This window comes from Verrucomicrobiota bacterium, assembly GCA_021294815.2.
Classification (GTDB): domain Bacteria; phylum Verrucomicrobiota; class Verrucomicrobiia; order Opitutales; family LL51; genus LL51.
Window position 1 is genome coordinate 1 of sequence record CP095464.1, and the last position, 18,698, is coordinate 18,698.

The 18,698-nt window shown below is 46.5% G+C and carries 19 protein-coding genes and 1 tRNA gene; 10 read left to right on the forward strand and 10 right to left on the reverse strand.

From position 1 onward, the window contains the following. Nucleotides 1–100 precede the first annotated feature (100 nt). The 5 genes from dnaA (at nucleotide 101) to LW808_000025 (ending at nucleotide 4,189) form a co-directional block, all read left to right on the forward strand. Nucleotides 101–1,525 (forward strand): chromosomal replication initiator protein DnaA, encoded by a 1,425-nt coding sequence (gene dnaA, locus LW808_000005; GenBank protein UPA28453.1) that lies wholly within the window; start codon nucleotides 101–103, stop codon nucleotides 1,523–1,525. Between the two features lie 3 nt (nucleotides 1,526–1,528). Then, nucleotides 1,529–2,851, forward strand: coding sequence for a bifunctional UDP-3-O-[3-hydroxymyristoyl] N-acetylglucosamine deacetylase/3-hydroxyacyl-ACP dehydratase (locus LW808_000010; protein ID UPA28454.1), 1,323 nt, complete (start codon nucleotides 1,529–1,531; stop codon nucleotides 2,849–2,851). Beyond that, entirely contained in the window at nucleotides 2,848–3,621 is a 774-nt protein-coding gene (gene lpxA / locus LW808_000015) for an acyl-ACP--UDP-N-acetylglucosamine O-acyltransferase (GenBank protein ID UPA28455.1), read from the forward strand. The genes LW808_000010 and lpxA overlap by 4 nt, the downstream gene beginning before the upstream one ends. A gap of 11 nt (nucleotides 3,622–3,632) precedes the next feature. Then, nucleotides 3,633–4,055, forward strand: coding sequence for a nucleoside-diphosphate kinase (gene ndk, locus LW808_000020; GenBank protein UPA28456.1), 423 nt, complete (start codon nucleotides 3,633–3,635; stop codon nucleotides 4,053–4,055). Between the two features lie 50 nt (nucleotides 4,056–4,105). After that, nucleotides 4,106–4,189 (forward strand) — tRNA-Leu (locus LW808_000025). 34 nt (nucleotides 4,190–4,223) lie between these two features. Here the strand turns inward: LW808_000025 and hisS are convergent. Continuing rightward, a complete protein-coding gene (gene hisS / locus LW808_000030) occupies nucleotides 4,224–5,516 on the reverse strand; it encodes a histidine--tRNA ligase (GenBank protein ID UPA28457.1) in 1,293 nt (430 codons plus the stop codon). A gap of 87 nt (nucleotides 5,517–5,603) precedes the next feature. Here hisS and LW808_000035 point away from each other — a divergent pair, with 87 nt between their 5' ends. Together LW808_000035 and LW808_000040 are read left to right on the forward strand one after the other, a co-directional pair. Continuing rightward, nucleotides 5,604–6,269 (forward strand): hypothetical protein, encoded by a 666-nt coding sequence (locus tag LW808_000035; protein UPA28458.1) that lies wholly within the window; start codon nucleotides 5,604–5,606, stop codon nucleotides 6,267–6,269. Continuing rightward, complete coding sequence (locus tag LW808_000040) at nucleotides 6,266–6,694, forward strand: beta-hydroxyacyl-ACP dehydratase (protein ID UPA28459.1); 429 nt, start codon at nucleotides 6,266–6,268, stop codon at nucleotides 6,692–6,694. The genes LW808_000035 and LW808_000040 overlap by 4 nt, the downstream gene beginning before the upstream one ends. 19 nt (nucleotides 6,695–6,713) lie before the next feature. Here the strand turns inward: LW808_000040 and thrS are convergent, their stop codons facing one another. The 7 genes from thrS to LW808_000075 all read right to left on the reverse strand — a co-directional run bounded on the left by thrS (nucleotide 6,714) and on the right by LW808_000075 (nucleotide 14,441). Continuing rightward, complete coding sequence (gene thrS, locus LW808_000045) at nucleotides 6,714–8,522, reverse strand: threonine--tRNA ligase (GenBank protein UPA28460.1); 1,809 nt, start codon at nucleotides 8,520–8,522, stop codon at nucleotides 6,714–6,716. A 79-nt stretch (nucleotides 8,523–8,601) separates the two neighbouring features. Then, on the reverse strand, nucleotides 8,602–9,921 hold the full coding sequence (gene der, locus LW808_000050) for a ribosome biogenesis GTPase Der (GenBank protein UPA28461.1): 1,320 nt from the start codon (nucleotides 9,919–9,921) through the stop codon (nucleotides 8,602–8,604). A gap of 36 nt (nucleotides 9,922–9,957) precedes the next feature. Then, on the reverse strand, nucleotides 9,958–10,410 hold the full coding sequence (gene nrdR / locus LW808_000055; protein ID UPA28462.1) for a transcriptional regulator NrdR: 453 nt from the start codon (nucleotides 10,408–10,410) through the stop codon (nucleotides 9,958–9,960). Beyond that, entirely contained in the window at nucleotides 10,407–11,387 is a 981-nt protein-coding gene (locus tag LW808_000060; GenBank protein ID UPA28463.1) for an NAD(P)H-dependent glycerol-3-phosphate dehydrogenase, read from the reverse strand. Before LW808_000060 ends, nrdR begins: the two co-directional genes overlap by 4 nt. A gap of 33 nt (nucleotides 11,388–11,420) precedes the next feature. Beyond that, the gene (dxs, locus tag LW808_000065; protein ID UPA28464.1) at nucleotides 11,421–13,193 is read right to left on the reverse strand and encodes a 1-deoxy-D-xylulose-5-phosphate synthase; all 1,773 of its coding nucleotides are present in this window, start codon (nucleotides 13,191–13,193) and stop codon (nucleotides 11,421–11,423) included. A 49-nt stretch (nucleotides 13,194–13,242) separates the two neighbouring features. Further along, nucleotides 13,243–13,968, reverse strand: coding sequence for a triose-phosphate isomerase (gene tpiA / locus LW808_000070; GenBank protein ID UPA28846.1), 726 nt, complete (start codon nucleotides 13,966–13,968; stop codon nucleotides 13,243–13,245). Continuing rightward, nucleotides 13,965–14,441, reverse strand: a complete 477-nt coding sequence (locus tag LW808_000075; protein UPA28465.1) for an HIT domain-containing protein — start codon at nucleotides 14,439–14,441, stop codon at nucleotides 13,965–13,967. Before LW808_000075 ends, tpiA begins: the two co-directional genes overlap by 4 nt. Nucleotides 14,442–14,530: 89 nt before the next feature. On the opposite strand from LW808_000075, the gene LW808_000080 reads away from it, so the two are divergent. The 3 genes from LW808_000080 to LW808_000090 all read left to right on the forward strand — a co-directional run bounded on the left by LW808_000080 (nucleotide 14,531) and on the right by LW808_000090 (nucleotide 16,720). Further along, the gene (locus LW808_000080) at nucleotides 14,531–14,782 is read left to right on the forward strand and encodes an acyl carrier protein (GenBank protein ID UPA28466.1); all 252 of its coding nucleotides are present in this window, start codon (nucleotides 14,531–14,533) and stop codon (nucleotides 14,780–14,782) included. Nucleotides 14,783–14,787: 5 nt separating this feature from the next. Next, nucleotides 14,788–15,972 carry a tRNA guanosine(34) transglycosylase Tgt gene (gene tgt / locus LW808_000085; GenBank protein UPA28467.1) on the forward strand — a complete coding sequence of 395 codons (1,185 nt, stop codon included), beginning with the start codon at nucleotides 14,788–14,790 and terminating at the stop codon, nucleotides 15,970–15,972. Between the two features lie 139 nt (nucleotides 15,973–16,111). Next, nucleotides 16,112–16,720 carry a hypothetical protein gene (locus tag LW808_000090; GenBank protein ID UPA28468.1) on the forward strand — a complete coding sequence of 203 codons (609 nt, stop codon included), beginning with the start codon at nucleotides 16,112–16,114 and terminating at the stop codon, nucleotides 16,718–16,720. On the opposite strand, the gene prfA is transcribed toward LW808_000090, so the two are convergent. After that, entirely contained in the window at nucleotides 16,703–17,785 is a 1,083-nt protein-coding gene (prfA, locus tag LW808_000095; protein ID UPA28469.1) for a peptide chain release factor 1, read from the reverse strand. The two genes, LW808_000090 and prfA, sit on opposite strands and share 18 nt — an antisense overlap. Nucleotides 17,786–17,788: 3 nt before the next feature. Then, nucleotides 17,789–18,688 carry a nucleoside monophosphate kinase gene (locus tag LW808_000100; GenBank protein UPA28470.1) on the reverse strand — a complete coding sequence of 300 codons (900 nt, stop codon included), beginning with the start codon at nucleotides 18,686–18,688 and terminating at the stop codon, nucleotides 17,789–17,791. Nucleotides 18,689–18,698: the final 10 nt, after the last annotated feature.

The window sequence follows — 18,698 nt, forward strand, 5'->3', positions numbered from 1 at the left end:
TCTTCTATAAACTATCGTAAAATGAGCTCCCTGTAAGCGAGTATTGAAGCCGTTTGCAGGACGTTGCTAAAAAAATATCGATTTTGGCATTGCGTATCGCTTGGAGTTGATTGATCTTTGTCGGTGGTTGTGGGGACGCTTTATCTATGTGGGAATTGTGAATAACATGTCTGAAGAGCCAATAAGTGAGATCGGGGATGCGCTGTGTCTCGTGAAATCTGAGTTGCGGAAAACATTCCAAGACGACGTGTATCAGACGTGGTTTGAATCGTTATCTCTCCTGGAGGAACACGAGGACCAAATTGTACTCGGAGTGCCCAGTGATTTTGCAGCGATTTGGGTTAACGACAACTATCGTGACGTGATTGCACAAAAATTACAACTTGTTCTTGGCCGATCGATTGAGGTGTCCGTCCGTAGTAGTACGCAAACTTCCGAACCAGCACCATCGCGCAAAAAGCCTAAAACGGCAACGAGCAAAGAGGGGGAGATTGAGGAAGGGTACATCTTAAATCCTAAAAATACATTTGAGAATTTTGTCGTTGGACCTGGCAATCAAATGGCACATGCCGCGTCGATCGCGATCGCGAATGCCCCAGGAAAGGCTTATAATCCGCTGTTTTTATACGGCTGTACGGGATTGGGGAAGACTCACCTGATGCATGCCGTTGCGCACCAAGTTTTGGCGAATAACAAAAAGGCAAAAATCGCTTACACCTCGACGGAAAAATTTACGAATGAGTTCATCCAGGCGATCCAAACCAATGCAATGACAAAATTTCGCAAAAAATACCGTAGTATCGATGTTTTTTTATTAGATGATGTTCACTTTTTATCAGGGAAGGAGCGAATCCAAGAGGAATTTTTCCATACCTTTAATGAGCTTTTTGAATCCCAAAAACAGATTTTTTTATGTAGTGATCGCCCGGCTTCGGAAATTGCTAAACTGGAGAGCCGTCTGGTATCACGCTTCCAATGGGGTTTGGTAACCGATATCCAGCCACCGGACCTTGAGACCCGTATTGCGATTCTTTCCAAAAAGGTCGAAGCGCTTAAAATTTCATTAGATTATGATGTACTGAGCTACATGGCCGAGCATGTGTCGACAAACGTTCGCCGCCTGGAAGGTGCCCTGACGCGTGTTGTTAGCTACATGCAGTTCTCGCATAGCAAGGTCGACATCAATGTTCTCCGACTTCTCATGAAGGATATTTTTCAGGAAGAGGTCGCGAATACGGTAACGATCGACGTGATTCAACAAAAGGTTGCTGAGTTTTATAATCTAAAAACGGCGGATTTATTGGGAAAACGACGCCCTGCGAATATTGCTATGCCACGTCAAGTGGCGATGTATTTGAGCCGCGCGCTGACGCCGCAATCGCTTGTCGAAATCGGTCTAGCTTTTGGTGGCCGGGATCACGGAACGGTGATTCATGCGTGTAAGTCCATAGAAAATATGATGGATCAAGACGAGGTCATTAAAAGAAATGTTGAACATTTGAAAAAGATCCTAAAACGACAATAGCATATGAAGCAACGGACTATTTCGAGGGAAGTTTCCGTGCAGGGGGTTGGCCTTCATACGGGAAAGACTGTTAAGTTGACTTTTTTGCCAGCGCCCGCGGATACAGGAATTCTTTTCCGTCGCGTTGATCTTTTTGGCAAACCAGAGATTTGTCCGACAATTCAAAAAGTCGATGATCTCGTCCGGTGCACTTCGGTACAGCTGGGTTCGGTCCACGTTGGAACAATCGAACACGTAATGAGTGCGCTTGCGGGGCTAAAAATCGATAACATCATCATGGAGCTCGATGCCGAAGAGCCGCCCATATTAGATGGCTCCGCGAAATACTTCACGAATCTCCTGTACGAGGCAGAGCCCGTAGAGCTGGAGGTGGAACGTAAGGTGTTTTCTCTACAGGAACCGATTTCGGTTACGGAAGGAAATCGTTCATTAATCGCACTTCCGTATGATGGTTTCAAGATCACGTGTACCTCGGCTGATGATCGAGGTATCCATACACAACACCTATCACTTGATATTACACCAGAGTGTTATGCCAGTGAGATTGCACCTGCGCGAACGTTTGCGATGTACGAGGATATCGAACCGCTCCTCGCATGTGGGAAAATCCAAGGTGGGAGCCTCGACTGCGCAGTTGTTATCAAAGGTGACCAGATTTTATCGAAAGAGCCATTGCGATTCCCGGATGAGTTTGTTCGGCATAAAATTCTCGACCTTATTGGAGATTTAGCGCTTTTAGGGATGGATCTTCGTTGTCATCTGATTGCGATTCGCCCTGGGCATGCGTTCAACGCAAAGCTTACAAAGCAGATTTTCGAACAATATAAGGAGAGTTATCAGCAGACGGCGCAAAAAAAAAAGTCCTCGCCGAGAGCCATTATCGCTGAAGATCCCTCTTTTGATACCATCAAAGTCTTAAATACATTACCGCATCGGTATCCCTTTCTGTTAATTGATCGCGTCGTTAAGTTTATTGGTGACGATTCGTTAGTCGCGCTCAAGAATGTAACGATCAATGAGCCGTATTTTGCAGGACACTACCCAGGACACCCGGTCATGCCGGGAGTCTTACAAATCGAGGCGATGTCACAGGCAGCGGGAATTTTGATGCTCAAGCGGTACCAATACGAGTCGCGTCTAGCATACTTCATGAGTTGCGATAAGGTTAAATTTCGTAAGCCAGTGGTTCCAGGGGATCAGTTAGAAATCACGGTTAAGATTATACGTTACCGTGGGGATAAGATCGGTGTTGCGGCGGCGGAGTGCCGGGTTGCCGGTGAAGTAGTTTCTTCCGCCGAGTTGATGTTTTCGATTGTTAAAGCATGACACAGATTCATCCCACAGCAGTCATTTCCTCCGGTGCAGAACTCACAGATGATGTCGCAATTGGCGCTTTTGCTTACATTGGCCCGGAAGTTACGATTGGTTCAGGAACAATAGTCCATCATCACGCTTCTGTTGACGGGAATACTTCAGTCGGGGAGAAAAATACGATTTTTCCTTATGCGATGATTGGTGGTCAGACGCAAGATCTCAAATATAAGGGTGGGAGTCCTGGACTTTATATTGGTGACCGTAATATTTTTCGCGAATATGTCACGATCCACACAGCAACGGAGGAGGGGAACTGTACTCGAGTTGGCAATGATAATGCGATTTTAGCCTACGCGCATGTCGCGCATGACTGCGTTATTGGTAATCACGTGGTGATTAGTAGTTTATCAGCCCTCGCGGGGCATGTGGTATTGGGAAATTATGTCAACATTGCTTGGAATGCCGGCGTGCATCAGTTTTGCCACATCGGTGATTACGCCATGCTTGCGGGATCCTCAAAGGCGGTTATGGATATTCTTCCGTTTATGATCGCAGAGGGGTTGCCCGCACGTACGCGTGCTTTCAACAAGATCGCTCTCGAGCGCAATGGATTTTCTCCAGAACGCATTGATACAGTGAAAGATATTTTTCGTGTCATTTTTCACTCCCGTGGCAATCGTGCGATGGCGTTTGAGACCCTACGTCGGCAGGAGACCCAAGATCCGGAGCTTTATCAACTTGTACTTGGAGGGATTCAGCGAGCACAGCGTGGGTTTTGTTAGAAAAATTTTTCATGAAGATCGAAACAACATTCGTTATTTTGAAGCCTGACTGTATGGAAAAACGGCTTCAGGGAGAGGTGATTCGCCGGCTTAATGAGCGGCAATTCGATATCGTCGCGTGTAAGATGGAACGACTTTCAGAAGATATTTTGAGAGAACATTACGCCCATCTTGTCGACAAACCGTTTTTCCCGGAAATCGTCGAGTTTATGCGTTCGCGACCGGTGGTCTTCTTAGCAATCCGCGGAGAAAATGCGATTGAGACTGTCCGTGACCTCCTAGGACCTACCGATTCTACGGCGGCGCCCAAGGGGACGATTCGCAGGGATTTTGGAACAGACAAAATGCGTAATATCGCGCATGCGTCCGACAGCGCCGACAGTGCACAACAAGAACTACGTCGGTTCTTTAAGCCCGAAGAGCTGTTTATCTAACGGACTTGGCACTTGACAGGGGAACGGGTTTTTCAATCGTCCCTCAAGGCGCCCGGATGGCGGAATTGGCAGACGCGTCGGACTCAAAATCCGATTCCTTCACGGGAGTGAGGGTTCGACCCCCTCTCCGGGCACCCGATACCTTTCACGCACGCATCCAAAGTTATTCTAAGCTGATTGATGAGAACAAAATTGCTTTAGGAATATGTCTCGGCTGAGAATTTGTTTGCTTTTATGAAACACATCGCGTAGAAAGATTGTTTCACTGCCACTTTCATAACGCGCGACCCAATGGGCCTTGGCGGCCTGCTTAAATTGCTTTTCTGGCGAAATTGTTTTGAGCGCGTAATCAACACGTTGTCCGTGCTGACGTAAAGTAATGATATCGCGCATCGCATTAGCTTCTGAAGCTGCGTCAAAAACTACAAAAATGTCGCAATTCGACTCTGAAGAGGGTAACAGGTTATGTTCCGATAAAATATTTTGCAGTGTAACGTCTCCAAAGGCAAGTCCGACTGCGGGCGTCGAAGGATAACCAAATTTTTCGATGAGTTGATCATAGCGTCCGCCACCAGCAATCGCGCGAGATTTTCCAGAACGCTCGAAGATTTCAAACACAAAACCTGTGTAGTAGGCCAGCCCCCGGACGATCCCAAAATCGAGTGTGATGAAATCGCGTAAACCCATGTACTCGAGGCGTTGTAGCAAATTTTCGAGTACTGCTAAACGTTCTTGAATTACGGAAGTTTCCCGAAGGCTAGAGCTCAAAAATGTTTTAAGCACCCCAAGATTGTGAATATTTTGAAATGATTGAAGTTGGTCCCAGAGATTGATCGACGCAGGAGCAAACGGTAAAAGTTGTTCCCGAAGGACTTCCTCACTTTCTTTGCCGGCGTGGTCGACAATTGATAAAACCTGCGGAATTGATTTTGGAGCAACACCAAGGCCTTCGAGGAAAATTCTCCACAAAATACGATCACTAAGACGGATGTGAAAGTCACGTTCGGTGAGGCCCAGGGTCCTTAAAATACTAATCGCAACACTGAGCACTTCTGCTTCAGCACTGACACTGGGTTCATCGAAAATATCGATATTAAATTGATAAAACGAGCGAAGTCGTCCCTTTTGCGGGCGTTCATAACGGAAATTTTCCCCGATAGAAAACCATTTCAACGGGCGCTTAAGGCTATTAATTTTCGAGCCGATCATCCGTGCAACTGCGGGTGTCATCTCGGGGCGCATCGCAACAGCACGACCACCGCGATCGATGAAATTAAAGAGCTGTGTTGCAATTTCTGGCCCGGATTTTTCGGTATAGAGCTCAAGTGGTTCGAGAATCGGAGCATCATATTCTTGGAAGCAAAAATTTTGACAGACCTGACGTACGGTCTGGAAAAGATAGTTGCGACGGGAACAGGCTTCGGGATAAAATTCGCGAAACCCGGGGAGAACTTCGATCATGTGCCCCACGGCTAACGAATTTTCGTCAAGAATCAATAAGCCATTTTCAGCTTTACCTTTTGTAGGATTTTGTTATCCGCAGACGGCATGTCTGAAAAGATTGAGTGGTGTATCGCGTGTCTGAAAAACGATTATAAGTGGTGGGTCGAGAAACTCAGTAACGATGCGCACATCGACGGTGACTACGCCGGAATTATCGATCCGCGACAATTTGAGCACCTCATCGAGCTCACCGCGCCACTCCAAAGCTACGGTCTCCGCAATGATCTCGTTGAGAATGCGTTTTTAAAGTTTCGAATCGTGGCAGCCCTCAGTAATAACCAAATTAAACTTGAATTTACGAACATCAAGGTATTCGATGCCGAAGAGCCGCTCTTTTTATTTCCGAATGGTGCCGCAGATAATGAGGGACCATACATGGAGTTAATTGATCATCTCATTCGTTTACGTGTCAAGTTGCTCAATGATCTTATTGATTTCAAGGTACCGTTAGACAGCGAAGAAATCGAGGAGGCAATTAAGGAAAAGTATCAGGAGAAGTACGTCGAAGGCAGCAATGTTCACGTCTTTGATGAGATCGTCGATATTTTAGAGTACACGCCGGAAGGTTATGATTTAGGCGACAAAGGGGAATATACGGGCGACGAAGAAGAGGAATTTGAGGATGATTACCTCGATGATAAGGAAGAGTTTAACGACGAAGACGGGGCCTGGAATGAAGAATTACAGAAGCTGGAAGTTTTAGAGCCATGATCGATATTCAAGCGCTCATCCCGCACCGCGATCCTTTTTTGTTCGTTGATTCGGTTTTATCGTTGGAAGAAACATCGATTTTTGCCGAAAAAACCTTTCATGCTACAGATGATTTTTACCGGGGACACTATCCCGGAAATCCCATTACACCGGGCGTTCTTTTATGTGAAACGGTTTTTCAAACGGCAGCAATCTTAGTGCTCAAAAAAGTTCCTTTGGAGCCAGGCATGATGCCAGTCTTAGCCCGTATTGGAGATGCTCGGTTTAAAGCGATTGTTCGACCTGAGGAAAAACTCCACATTAAGGCACAACTCAATGAGCGCTGTGGGAAATTTTTTCTAATGAGCGGGGAAATCCTCAAAGAATCTGATCGTAAGTTGGCTTTAAAAATCCAATTTTCACTCGCGCTTACCGAACGGGAGTAGGGGAGCTGAGCTCCCTTTATTAATTCAGTTTCCTTGACTGTGCTTCTTCGACAATGAGTTGAATGGCATGATCGATCGAGGACGCTCCGTCTTTTTCTTTGTGATGGCGAGAACGAATTGTAACTTGATGTTGCGATTGTTCTTGAGGGCCAACGATGAACATGTAGGGCACTTTTTCGAGTTCCGCTTTGCGAATTTTTGCCCCCAATTTTTCGGGACTGGCATCCAGACTGGCGCGTAGTTTGGCTTCTTTAACTTGCGCTAGAATTTGCTGACCATATTCAATTTGTGCATCACCAAGCGTCAAAATGCGTACCTGCTCAGGGGCTAACCACGTCGGAAAATCACCGGCAAAGTGTTCGATCAGAAGTCCACAGAAGCGCTCCATAGAGCCAAAAGGTGCACGATGGATCATAACTGGACGATGCGGCTGGTTGTCTGGACCGATATAGGTCAAATCAAACCGTTCAGGAAGGTTGTAATCAACTTGAATGGTACCTAATTGCCATTCGCGTCCGATGACATCTTTGACGACGAAATCGATCTTGGGGCCATAAAATGCCGCTTCACCGGGTTCAAGCGAGTAGGGTACCCCTAAGCCCTGTACGGCTTCTTTGAGTGAACTCTCGGATTTCTCCCAAGCAGCGTCGCTTCCGATATATTTATCGGAGGCAGGATCGCGAAGGCTCACACGGACTTTGAATTCCGCCATACCGAGTGTTGCAAAGATGATTTTAACCAAATCGAGACATTCGGCGATTTCTTGGGGCAGTTGTTCTTCTGTACAGAAGATATGTGCATCATCTTGCGTAAATCCACGAACACGCGTCATCCCATTGAGTTCCCCGGATTGTTCCCAGCGATAAACGGTCCCAAACTCGGCGATTTTCATCGGAAGATCACGGTAGGAACGCCCCTTAGAGGCATAGATCCGAATATGCCCAGGACAATTCATCGGCTTTAACAGAAATCCATCGAAGTCTCCAGATTCAAGACCGGTCATCAGTTCGCGACAGGATATATGCGCGTTTTTTTCGAGGGTCGCGCGTTCAGCAATCGGTGGATATTGGGAGTCCTTATAGTAAGGGAAGTGTCCAGATGTCCGAAAGAGTCCCAATTTGGCAATATGTGGTGTCGAAACGAGTTGGTAATTTCGCTTTTCTAGTTCCTCGGAAATAAAGGACTGAAGAGCATTCTTAACAATCGTTCCCTTCGGAAGCCATAAGATAAGTCCCTGCCCAACAGCTTCATCAATGAGAAATAATTCTAGCTCTTTCCCTAATTTGCGGTGATCGCGCTTTTGTGCCTCCTCCCGCTGGTGAAGATAGTTCTCAAGCTCTTTTTTTGATGAAAATGCCACCCCGTAGATGCGTTGTAGCTGGGGATTGTGCTCGTCGCCACGGTAGTATACACCCGCAATGGATAAGAGTTTAAACGCCTTAATTTCAGCGGTATTATCGACATGAGGTCCACGACAGAGATCGATAAAGTCACCGTTTTGATAAAAGGAAATGACCTCACTCTCTGGGATATCGGCTAGGCGTTCGAGCTTAAACGTTTGATGATTTTTCGATAAAAAATCTTCGGCCTCGTGCCGACTCATTTCGGTACGGATAAAGTCCTGATGTTGATCGATAATACGCTGCATTTCGGCTTCGAGTCGCGTCAAATCCTCCGCCGTAAACGTGTGATCGAGGGAAAAATCGTAATAAAAACCCTCCTCCGTTTTCGGTCCGATATCGAACTTTACGTTTGGGAATAGATGTGCGACGGCGGCAGCGAGTACATGGGCTGCGGAATGCCGAACTTTATCTGCGTTTTCTAACATAGACGACGCGGACTATGCTAAAGTCCGACGCAGCGTCAATGCGGTTTACTCATTTCGCATAATATATATTATGTCTTATTTAGGTTTCTTGTAAGCAGTAACGTGGCTCTTTACTCAAGAATTCAAAGACGATTGGACATCCTTCGAGGTCAAAGGCATTACGGATGCCATTTTCGAGGTAGCGCTTATACGGCTCGTTAAGGAGTTCTGCTTTATTACAAAATAACTTGAACTTAAACGGAAAGTTTTGGCAACATACCAGATAATAGACTTTAAAGCGTTTCTTACCGACGGATGCCGGTGGTTGGCGTTCCAGTAGATTTTGAACAATTCGATTGAGTTTTCCCGTTGAAATTGTCTGTTGCGCACGTTTATAAAGCTCAATAATGGCTTTTAGTAAATCATTTGGATTACCGTTCTTTGCAGATGTAAAAATGACCGATTTTTGTCCCGGTAATTCTGCTTGAATGGCCTCTAAAAAGCGTTTTTGGAATTCCGTCCGTGTACACCCTAAAAGATCTTCTCGTGCTAAATCCCATTTATTGACGACTAGTAACAGGCATTTGTGCTCGTTCATGATCTGACGAATGCGCTGTTGATCCTGCCGCGTAATCCCTGTCAAGGCATCAATGATATAAACGACGACATCGGCCTCTAAAATGGCATCACGTGAGCGTAAGGTTGAGAAAAATTCGACCGAGCTATCAATTTTCTTCTTCGTACGAAGTCCCGCTGTATCGATGAGTTCCAACGTATAATTTTGATGCTGAAACCGACACCGAACGGCATCGCGTGTAGTTCCTGCAATCGGACTTTCAATGAGTCGCGGTTCGTTTAAGAGTGCATTGGCAATCGAAGACTTTCCGACATTGGGCCGTCCAACGAGGCAGAACTTGATATCGGCTGCTTCTAAATCCGAAGGGTGCTCGTTGTTTTCTCGGATAATCTTTCTCAAAGCTTCTTCTCCATAGCCATGTTCGGCTGAAACCGCGATAGGTTCTCCGAGTCCGAGTTGGAAAAATTCGTCGTAAAAGAAACGCTGCTTTTCGCTATCGATTTTATTCACGACCAGAAAAACTTTTCGTCCAGAGGTACGTAATCGCTGAGCAATTTCCTGATCGAGAGCCGTTACGCCTGCGCGTCCATCGACGACAAAAAAAATGACGTCGGATTGCTGAATCGCAAGATCGACTTGATGTTCGACAGAGCTTGATAAATTGTCGCAAATAACACCAACGCCGCCCGTATCCATCAAAAAAATCCCCTCGCCTAACGGCGCTTCAATAATATCACGCGTCACACCAGCTTGATCATGAACAATCGCCACACGTTTCTGAACCAGCCGATTAAATAGCCGGCTTTTGCCAACATTAGGACGCCCTACAATCGCAATTCTCACGGCACACATTCCGCGGATTTTACCGCTTTCGCAAGCTTAATCCGGATGGAGATTTTTGACTTCCTGTTCGAATTCATGCGTTTCGTGAAAATTTTTGTAGATACTCGCAAACCTCAGGTACGCGATCGGATCCGTTTCCTTCAGCACTTGCATAACGATTTGTCCAATTTCCTCAGAAGTAATTTTTGTTGTATGGTTTCCTTGGATCTGGTTCAAAATCTGCTGCATGGCGTGTTCAATCTTCTTTTCACTCAACGCATCAGCTTTAATGGCTTTTCGTAGACCACTGGCGATTTTCTCGCTATCAAATTCTTCCTCCTGCAAGTTTCGCTTAGCGACGACAAGTTCTGGTGGACAGAGCGTCTCTAGGGTCGAAAATTTATAGCCACATTCCGGACACTTCCGACGACGACGGATACTGCTCTGATCCGGTGCAACACGTGTATCGGTTACCTTGGTGTCGCTATATTGGCAATGAGGACACTTCATGACGGAAACACCGCTGCGAGTATGGTCCTTTTGATATCGGCAACATCTTGAATAGTACCCCCATATAAGATCTGATAGAGGGCGTTAACGACCGGTGCCGATATCGATTTTTCCTCAAAGATATGATGGAAGGTTTTAACAGAACGGTAACCTTCGATCGCAGCAACCGACTGCGTAAATAACTTATGTGGATCATAATCTTGTATCAGCGATTCCCCAAAGGTACGGTTGCGGCTCCACGATCCCGAGCAAGTTGCTAAAAAGTCCCCAATGCCACTCGGACCGTAAAATGTTTCCGTTTGTGCGCCGAGCTTTTGTCCGATCATAATCATTTCCTGCAGACAGGTCATCATATAGGAACATTTTGCATTCATGCCGAGTTGAAGACCATCGAAAATCCCTGCCCCGATCGCGTAAATATTTTTCAAACATCCCCCGAGCTCAACGCCAATAACATCTGCTGACGGGAGGATCGTCATATTGGGAAAGTGAAACGCTAAATTTTGGCAATCCGGATTTTTCGATGCTAATACCACAGTTGTTGGTAGACCTAAGGCAACTTCACGCGCATAAGAAGGGCCCGATAGAACACCAAAAGGATTATTGGGGAATCGACGCGCAATGTACATACTGGGTAATTCCCAGGTCTCTCCCGGTAGCCCCTTACAAAACGAAATAATCGGGACCGATGCCGGTAATCCCGCTTCTTGAATATGTTTGCCGACATCATCAATCGCTGCCGAAGGACAAACTAAAAATAAAACATCACAGGCTTTTAACTCATTGTAACGGTGCGTAACGGTAATCGCTTCGGGAATTTCGATACCGGGAAAGAACGTAATATTTTCGTGGTGCGTATTAATTTCCGCAGCATCCTGGGCATTTTTCGTAATGAGCGTCACGGTATGGTGCGCGCGCCAGCTACTCAACGCGACCGCGGTCCCCCATGCGCCAGCCCCCAAAATGGCAATGTTCATCACAAAAAGCTTAAATGTATATCCATGCTGAAGTCAACTCCGTAGGTCTTGGTGGATTTTCTCTACGATATCGTCTGTCGTCAGGTGGTATTTTGTTAAAAGATCCGCATCATTAGTTGCATGTGGCAGAAACTGATCGGGCCAGGCGAAACAATGGAGGCGTACGGGGATTTGGTTTTGTTGAAAAAAGCTCGCAACCGCGCTGCCGAAGCCGCTTGTCACAACGTGGTCTTCAAGCGTATAAAGATAGTCATGTTTTTCGGCACAATGGCGTAGAAGAGCCTCATCAAGTGGTTTAACGAAACGCGCATTGATAATCGTACAATCGCAGAACAGTTTTTGCGCGACTTCTTGAGCCATGCCCACTTTTTCGCCGAGAGCGATGAGCGCAATGCGCTGACCTTCCTGAAGGATTTCACTCCGGCCGATTTGAATGGGCATATGTTGTTTGGGTTTTGTGACCGTTGTTCGTGGATAGCGGATGGCACAGGGACGACTCCAGGTAATGGCCGCGGTTAACATCATCGCCAGCTCCTCTGTGTCGCTGGGCTGCATAATGATGAGATTAGGAACGGCACTAAGCCAAGCGAGATCGAAAAGTCCATGGTGTGTGGGGCCCTCTTGGGGACAAAGACCAGCGCGATCGATCGCAAAAATAACCGGAAGATTTTGGAGCGCTACATCATGAAAGATATTGTCGAATGCGCGTTGCAAAAAGGTAGAATAAATCGCGCAAACGGGAATGAGGCCCATTTTAGCCAATCCGGCAGTAAAGGTAACCGCATGTCCCTCGGCAATCCCAACATCAAAAAAGTTTTGTGGGAATTTTTGCTGAAATTCTTGTAGCCCAGTTCCGGTGGACATTGCCGCGGTAATGGCGACAATTTTTTTGTTTTTTTTGGTCAATTGACAGAGCGTATGGCCCAAAGTCTGTGAGTATCCCTGTGTCGGTATTGGAGAAATACTGTGTTCTTCTGGCGTAACGGTTTGTTGTCCACCGTATCCCTTTTGTGTTTTAACGTGAAGGAGGACCGGTTTGGTTTCTTGTTTGCAAAATTCCAGCACATCGACGAGTTCTTCAAGGTTATGGCCATCGATGGGACCAATGTAGCGCAAACCGTAGTATTCAAAGAAAGAGGATGGTAAAACAAGTGCTTTGATGGCACGTTTAAGAGCGGATAGCCCGTGAATAATTTGCTTCCCGACCCAAATCTTACGGAGGGCATTTTTAAGCCATGTTTTGGTACGGTTATAGGGCGTACTGAGTATCAGGCCCTTGAGATAACGTGCGATAAAGCCGACATTGGGCGCAATGGCATAACCGTTATCGTTGATCACAATAATGAGCTTTGTAGATCCGACATTATTGAGTGCCTCGAGTGTTAACCCATTTGTTAAAGAGGCATCGCCCAAAACGGCAATTACATGGTCATCATCTTTGTGAAGATCGCGGGCTTTCGCGAGACCCAGTGCTAACGAGAGCGCCGTACCGGCGTGGCCACAGAAAAAATGATCATGGATGCTTTCTGAAGGAGACGTAAAGCCTGAAAGGCCTCCGGTCTGACGCAACGTTGGGAATAACGCTTCCCGGCCGGTGAGGAGTTTATGAGCGTAACATTGGTGGGAGACATCAAAAATAATTTGGTCTCGGGGAGATTGAAAGACTTTATGGAGCGCTAGGGTTAGTTCGACAATACCGAGGTTCGAAGCGAGATGTCCCCCATTGCGACGCGTTACCGTCTCAATCTGTTGACGAATCTGACGTGCTTGGGCGCGAAGGTACGAAAAAGAGGTCGATAGCGTCATAACGCATACGACCGTGTGTTTTTTTATTAATAAATCGAAAGCTCAAAAATTACGCCGCTTGACGAATAATTTCGAGAAAATCGTCTGCAACGAGTGAAGCGCCTCCAATCAATCCTCCCGTGATATCGGGTTGTGCCAGCAGTGTAGCGGCATTATTGGGCTTCATCGAGCCTCCGTAAAGGATATGAATGGTGTTATCGTTAAAATGCTTTGAAAGTAGTTGCCGAATCACGTGGTGTACTTCTTGGGCAATTTCCGGTGTAGCGGTTTTGCCTGTACCGATCGCCCAAATCGGTTCATACGCAATTACAAGATTGGAGTTAGTGACATCCTTTAATGCCGCGGTTACTTGGCGTTCGATGACCACGAGCGTTTGATTCTGTTCCCGTTCTTCAAGAGATTCTCCAACACAGATAATTGGAATGAGTTGATGTTGTTGTGCTAATTTTACCTTCTGGTTTACTAACTCATCTGTCTCAAAAAACAAGGACCGACGTTCACTGTGACCGATAATCACATACTGAACGCCTAGATCCGTTAGCATATTTGGCGCAATTTCTCCGGTAAATGCACCCTTTTCCTGGCAATAGACATTCTGTGCACCTAAGGCGATCGGTGTTCCCTTTAGTAGCTGAGCACAGCGATCGAGTGCCGTAAACGGAGGGCAAATCGCAACCGAAACACCCGATGGTATTTTTAACAATTCCTGAACGAGTTGCGCCGCTTCCGTCGACGTCTTATTCATCTTCCAATTCCCTACAATTAACTTGGTCATAAAAAAGTCCGTAATTTTTCCCACATGTGTTCTAATGCGATTGGGAGTACTTTGGTATCCGCAATCACCGGCATAAAATTCGTATCCCCATCCCAACGAGGTACGAGATGACAGTGAAGATGTTGCGGAATACCCGCTCCGGCAGCATGGCCTAAATTCATCCCGATATTAATACCGTCGGGCGTTAGGGCTTTTTGGAGCATCTGTTCCGAACGGATAATGGTTTGAAAAAAATCTGTTTGTTCTTCAGGAGATAATGCACTCAGTTCCCCAATCTCGCGCTGCGGTAAAACTAATAGATGTCCCGCATTATACGGATAACGGTTGAGGACTACAAAACTTAAGGATGTCCGAAAAAGTAATAGGGATGTGCGTTCATCCGGATTGTTTAGAATTTCTAAAAAGGGATTACCCTTCGATTTTTGCGGAGTATCAATATACAGAACGCGCCAGTACGCGTGTAGATAATTCACCCAAGTGATGGTAATGAACGTGCGAAAAATGCCAACATATATCTTGACACCCTCCGAAGTTTTTGGAGAAATCGCCGCAGAATTTAACTATGGCGAAATCCAAGGAGGAAGTGCGGGAGTTGGTACGGAAAATTATCGGGGAAATCGCACCCGATGAGGATGTGAGTGGCCTAAAACCCGATGTTCCGTTGCGCGAACAGCTCGATCTCGATTCCATGGACTTTTTGGATATCGTTATGGAATTGCGTAAACAGTATTCGATTGAGGTTCCGGAGGCGGACTATCCTCAACTGGAGTCCCTCGATAGCTGTGCCAACTACCTCGTCGAGAAATTTCATTAGGGAGCGTGCCCTACCCTGGCTTTCAGTTTGAGGTTACCCATCGGGACTCCCATACGCATGCACGCTGTGGTCGGTTAACAACACCACATGGTGTTTTAAAGACACCCGCCTTTATTTTTTGCGCCACGAAGGGGGCGATGAAGTCGCTCACGATGCAACAGATGCGGGAATCTGGTGCAGAGATTATTTTATCCAACACCTATCATCTCTATCTCCAACCAGGGCCCGATTTTGTTCAAAAACGCGGTGGACTCCATAAAATGATGGGCTGGGATGGGCCGATGCTGACGGATTCAGGTGGTTTTCAGATCTTTAGTCTCGGTCATGGTGGTGTTGCGAATGAGATTAAGGGCCACCGTCATTGTTCTATCCCCAAAACTCTTTTAAAAATCGACGAACATGGGGCGGGATTTCGCTCTTATATCGATGGTCAGAAGAAAATTCTGACGCCAGAGCTTTCAATCGAAATCCAACAAAAACTTGGTGCGGATCTCATTCTCGTACTCGATGAGTGTACGCCTTTTCATGTAGAACGCCGCTATACGGAACAGTCCATGGAACGAAGCCATCGTTGGGCGATCCGTAGCCGGGAACAATTTCAAAAATCCCCAACCCCTCAGGGACTTTACGGGATCATTCAAGGTGGAATTTACGAGGATCTCCGAAAGCGCAGCACACAGTTTATCGCAGAACAAGATTTCTTTGGGCAAGCGATTGGCGGCAGTCTCGGAGGCGATCGGCAACAAATGTACGACGTCGTCGATAAGACCTGTTCGATGATGCATCCTCATCGTCCAACGCACCTGCTCGGCATTGGGGGTATCCGCGATCTTTGGCATGGTGTTGCTCAGGGCATCGATACCTTTGATTGCGTACATCCAACACGGCTCGCGCGCCACGGAGGAGCACTTCTCTACCCCGAGATGGCAGAAGGCAAGGAATTTATCAGCCTCAAAAACGCTCGTTTTGCCGAGGATACAGAGCCAGTTGATCCAACCTGTTCTTGTTATTGTTGCAAAAATTTCACACGTGCTTATATCCACTATCTCTTCAAGGCGCGAGAGTTGTTGGGTGGGCAGTTGTTAGCGATCCATAATGTCGCGTTTATGATGCGTTTAGTACGGGAAATACGTGATGCGATTCGGGATGGGAATTTTCGGGAAAAGGGACGCCTCCGGGGCATGTTGTAAACACGATTATAGATATTCCGTGTTTGCGATTCTTTGCGAACCCTTTCATTTTTGTTACTTAGCGTTACGCGCACGCTGGGTACATTGTTTAGATTTTTTGTATGTTTTGTTTCGCGGCTACCCACGCAGCTGGCTGTTCATGACACTCGACAAAACACTGAGACTCGAATATTTTTTAGAATCCCCCTTTGCGATTAGTAAACGCTACTTACAGCTACGCCTAGATTCTGACATTTACCAATACGGCGAGACGCCAATGCGTACTCTAGAACGCATAGCGCAACGTTTAAAGCTTTCATCCGATGATCACGTGTTTGAACTCGGTGCCGGTACGGGGCGATGTGCCTTTTGGCTCGCCTGCTTACATCATTGCCGTGTAACGGGGATTGAACGCATTGCGCTTTTTGCTGATTTTGCCAACTCTGTTGTTCGAAACTATGGTCTTCAGGATCAAGTTCAATTCATTCACGGGGATTTTCTCGAAAAAAATCTCTCCCAAGCGACTGTCATTTACCTCTATGGCACCAAGATGAGTGATACGGAAATTGAAGCATTTATTTTAAACCTTCAGAATACAAGTTTGGGAACGCGTATTGTGACCGTGAGCTACGCCCTTGAGGAAATCGTCGCGATTAGTTCAGACCTACGGATTCAAGCCATGTCCTTCGAAATCATCGACACGTTTGAAGCGGAATTTTTCTGGGGGAAAGCGCAAGTTTTTATTCAAAAACTAAGAAGCCGGAGCTAACAATTGCTCGATTTGTTTTTGATCACTCGCCTCGACTAATGCATTCAAGAGATCATCGAGATCGCCATCCATAATCTGCGGCAGACTATATAGTGTGAGCCCAATGCGGTGGTCGGTGAGTCGATTCTGAGGGAAGTTGTAAGTCCGAATACGTTCCGAGCGGTCCCCGGAGCCGACTTGGCTCTTTCGATTCTCGGCGTACTTTTTGCGCTCACTTTCTTCCTTCTGTTGCAAAAGACGCGAACGAAGAACCTTGAGGGCCTTGGCTTTGTTTTTGATTTGAGAACGTTCGTCGGCACAAGTAACCATCATTCCCGTTGGTTTATGGAGAACCTGAACTGCTGAATCCGTTGTATTGACCCCCTGTCCTCCAGGACCACTTGCACGACAGACCGAAATTTCTAAATCTTCTGGAGCGATTTGGATGTCGACTTCCTCCGCTTCCGGCAAGACTGCGACGGTCGCAGCCGAGGTGTGAATTCGCCCATTGGCTTCCGTTGTAGGAATTCGTTGAACGCGATGAACACCACTCTCAAACTTGAGGCGTTTAAAAACCTCATCACCACTGATAAGCAGCGATACCTCTTTAAAGCCACCGCACTCGGAGGGACTAGAACCTAAAATTTCCGTCTTCCATCCAATGCGCTCAGCATACATGGTGTACATGCGGAATAAATCCGCAGCAAACAAACTCGCTTCATCGCCACCCGTCCCGGCGCGAATTTCAATAATCGTGTTGCGCGAATCATTTTCGTCGCGTGGGAGCATTTCGAGGAGAATCTCGTGTTCGAGTTGCTGTAATTCTGACGAAATTTGTTGGTTATCCTCTTCAGCGAGCGCTTTTAACTCCATATCTTCACCCTGCAAAAGTGCCTCGTTCTCCGCTAAATTTTTCTGAAGCATAAGATAGTGCTCGTACTTCTCCAGCAAAGCTCCGAGTTTTTGATGTTCACGAGCAATCTTCGCAGCCTGGCGCTGATCGTTAAAAAAGTCCGGCGATAGGACTTGCGCATCAAGGACTTCGTAACGTTGTCGAAACGAGGTAATCTCCGGGAGGCGAGCCATATACTATAGCTTCGCATTTTCCTTTTTCAGTGCTTCATAAATGCGATTCCGGACCTCATCAAAGGACCCCTTCGCGTCAATGCTATAATAGTTCGAACACTTTTTCATGTATTTGAGCGCATTTAAAGTTTGATCACGAAACATTGCATAACGTGTCCGCGCAACGTTGTCGTCCATGTCGGTCGCTCGTACAGTTTGAAGTTCACCATGACCGGAAGCTTGAACTTGGTTGTTGTGCTCAATCGCCTCTTGTCCCCGCGTTTTTTGACGTAAAATACTCGTCCGTTCATCTACTAATAACATAACCGTTATTTCACGAAGCCGGTCGGCGCCAATTCTTTTTTTTAACAACGCGGCACACTCTGCTTGTATCAATGTCCTTGGGTAGCCATCAATAATGATTCCCACCTCATTGTGACTTTCTTCAATGATCTTTTTAAAGACTAAGTAGGTTACCTCTTCATCATCAATGAGTAGTCCCTGATCGATTTTCTGTTGATATTCTGGAGTATGTAAGAGATCGCTGACAATAATCGGATGTGTCGAGATACCCATTACACGCATGACGTTACGCGTATTCGTCCCTTTTCCGGCACCAGGAGCCCCATTAACCCAAATAATTGTGCGTGGTACCTTAATCTCTGGGAACTCCGACATTAGACGCTTCCAGACGCGACAAAACAAAAATACTGCAGGCCCTGAAGCTATCAATTTCCCCTGCTCAATAAAGGGTTCAAATTCCTGATTGTGTACAAAATCGACCGCATCTTTCGCCATCTTAATACTCCTCCTGAAATACCCTAACGCCTTGCCCAACAAATGAGCCCCCTCGTTCTCGGCATGTACTACCGAGGGACAGGACATCGTCGAAACAAGCGCAACAACTGGGATAAAATGCTTCATTAACAGGAGA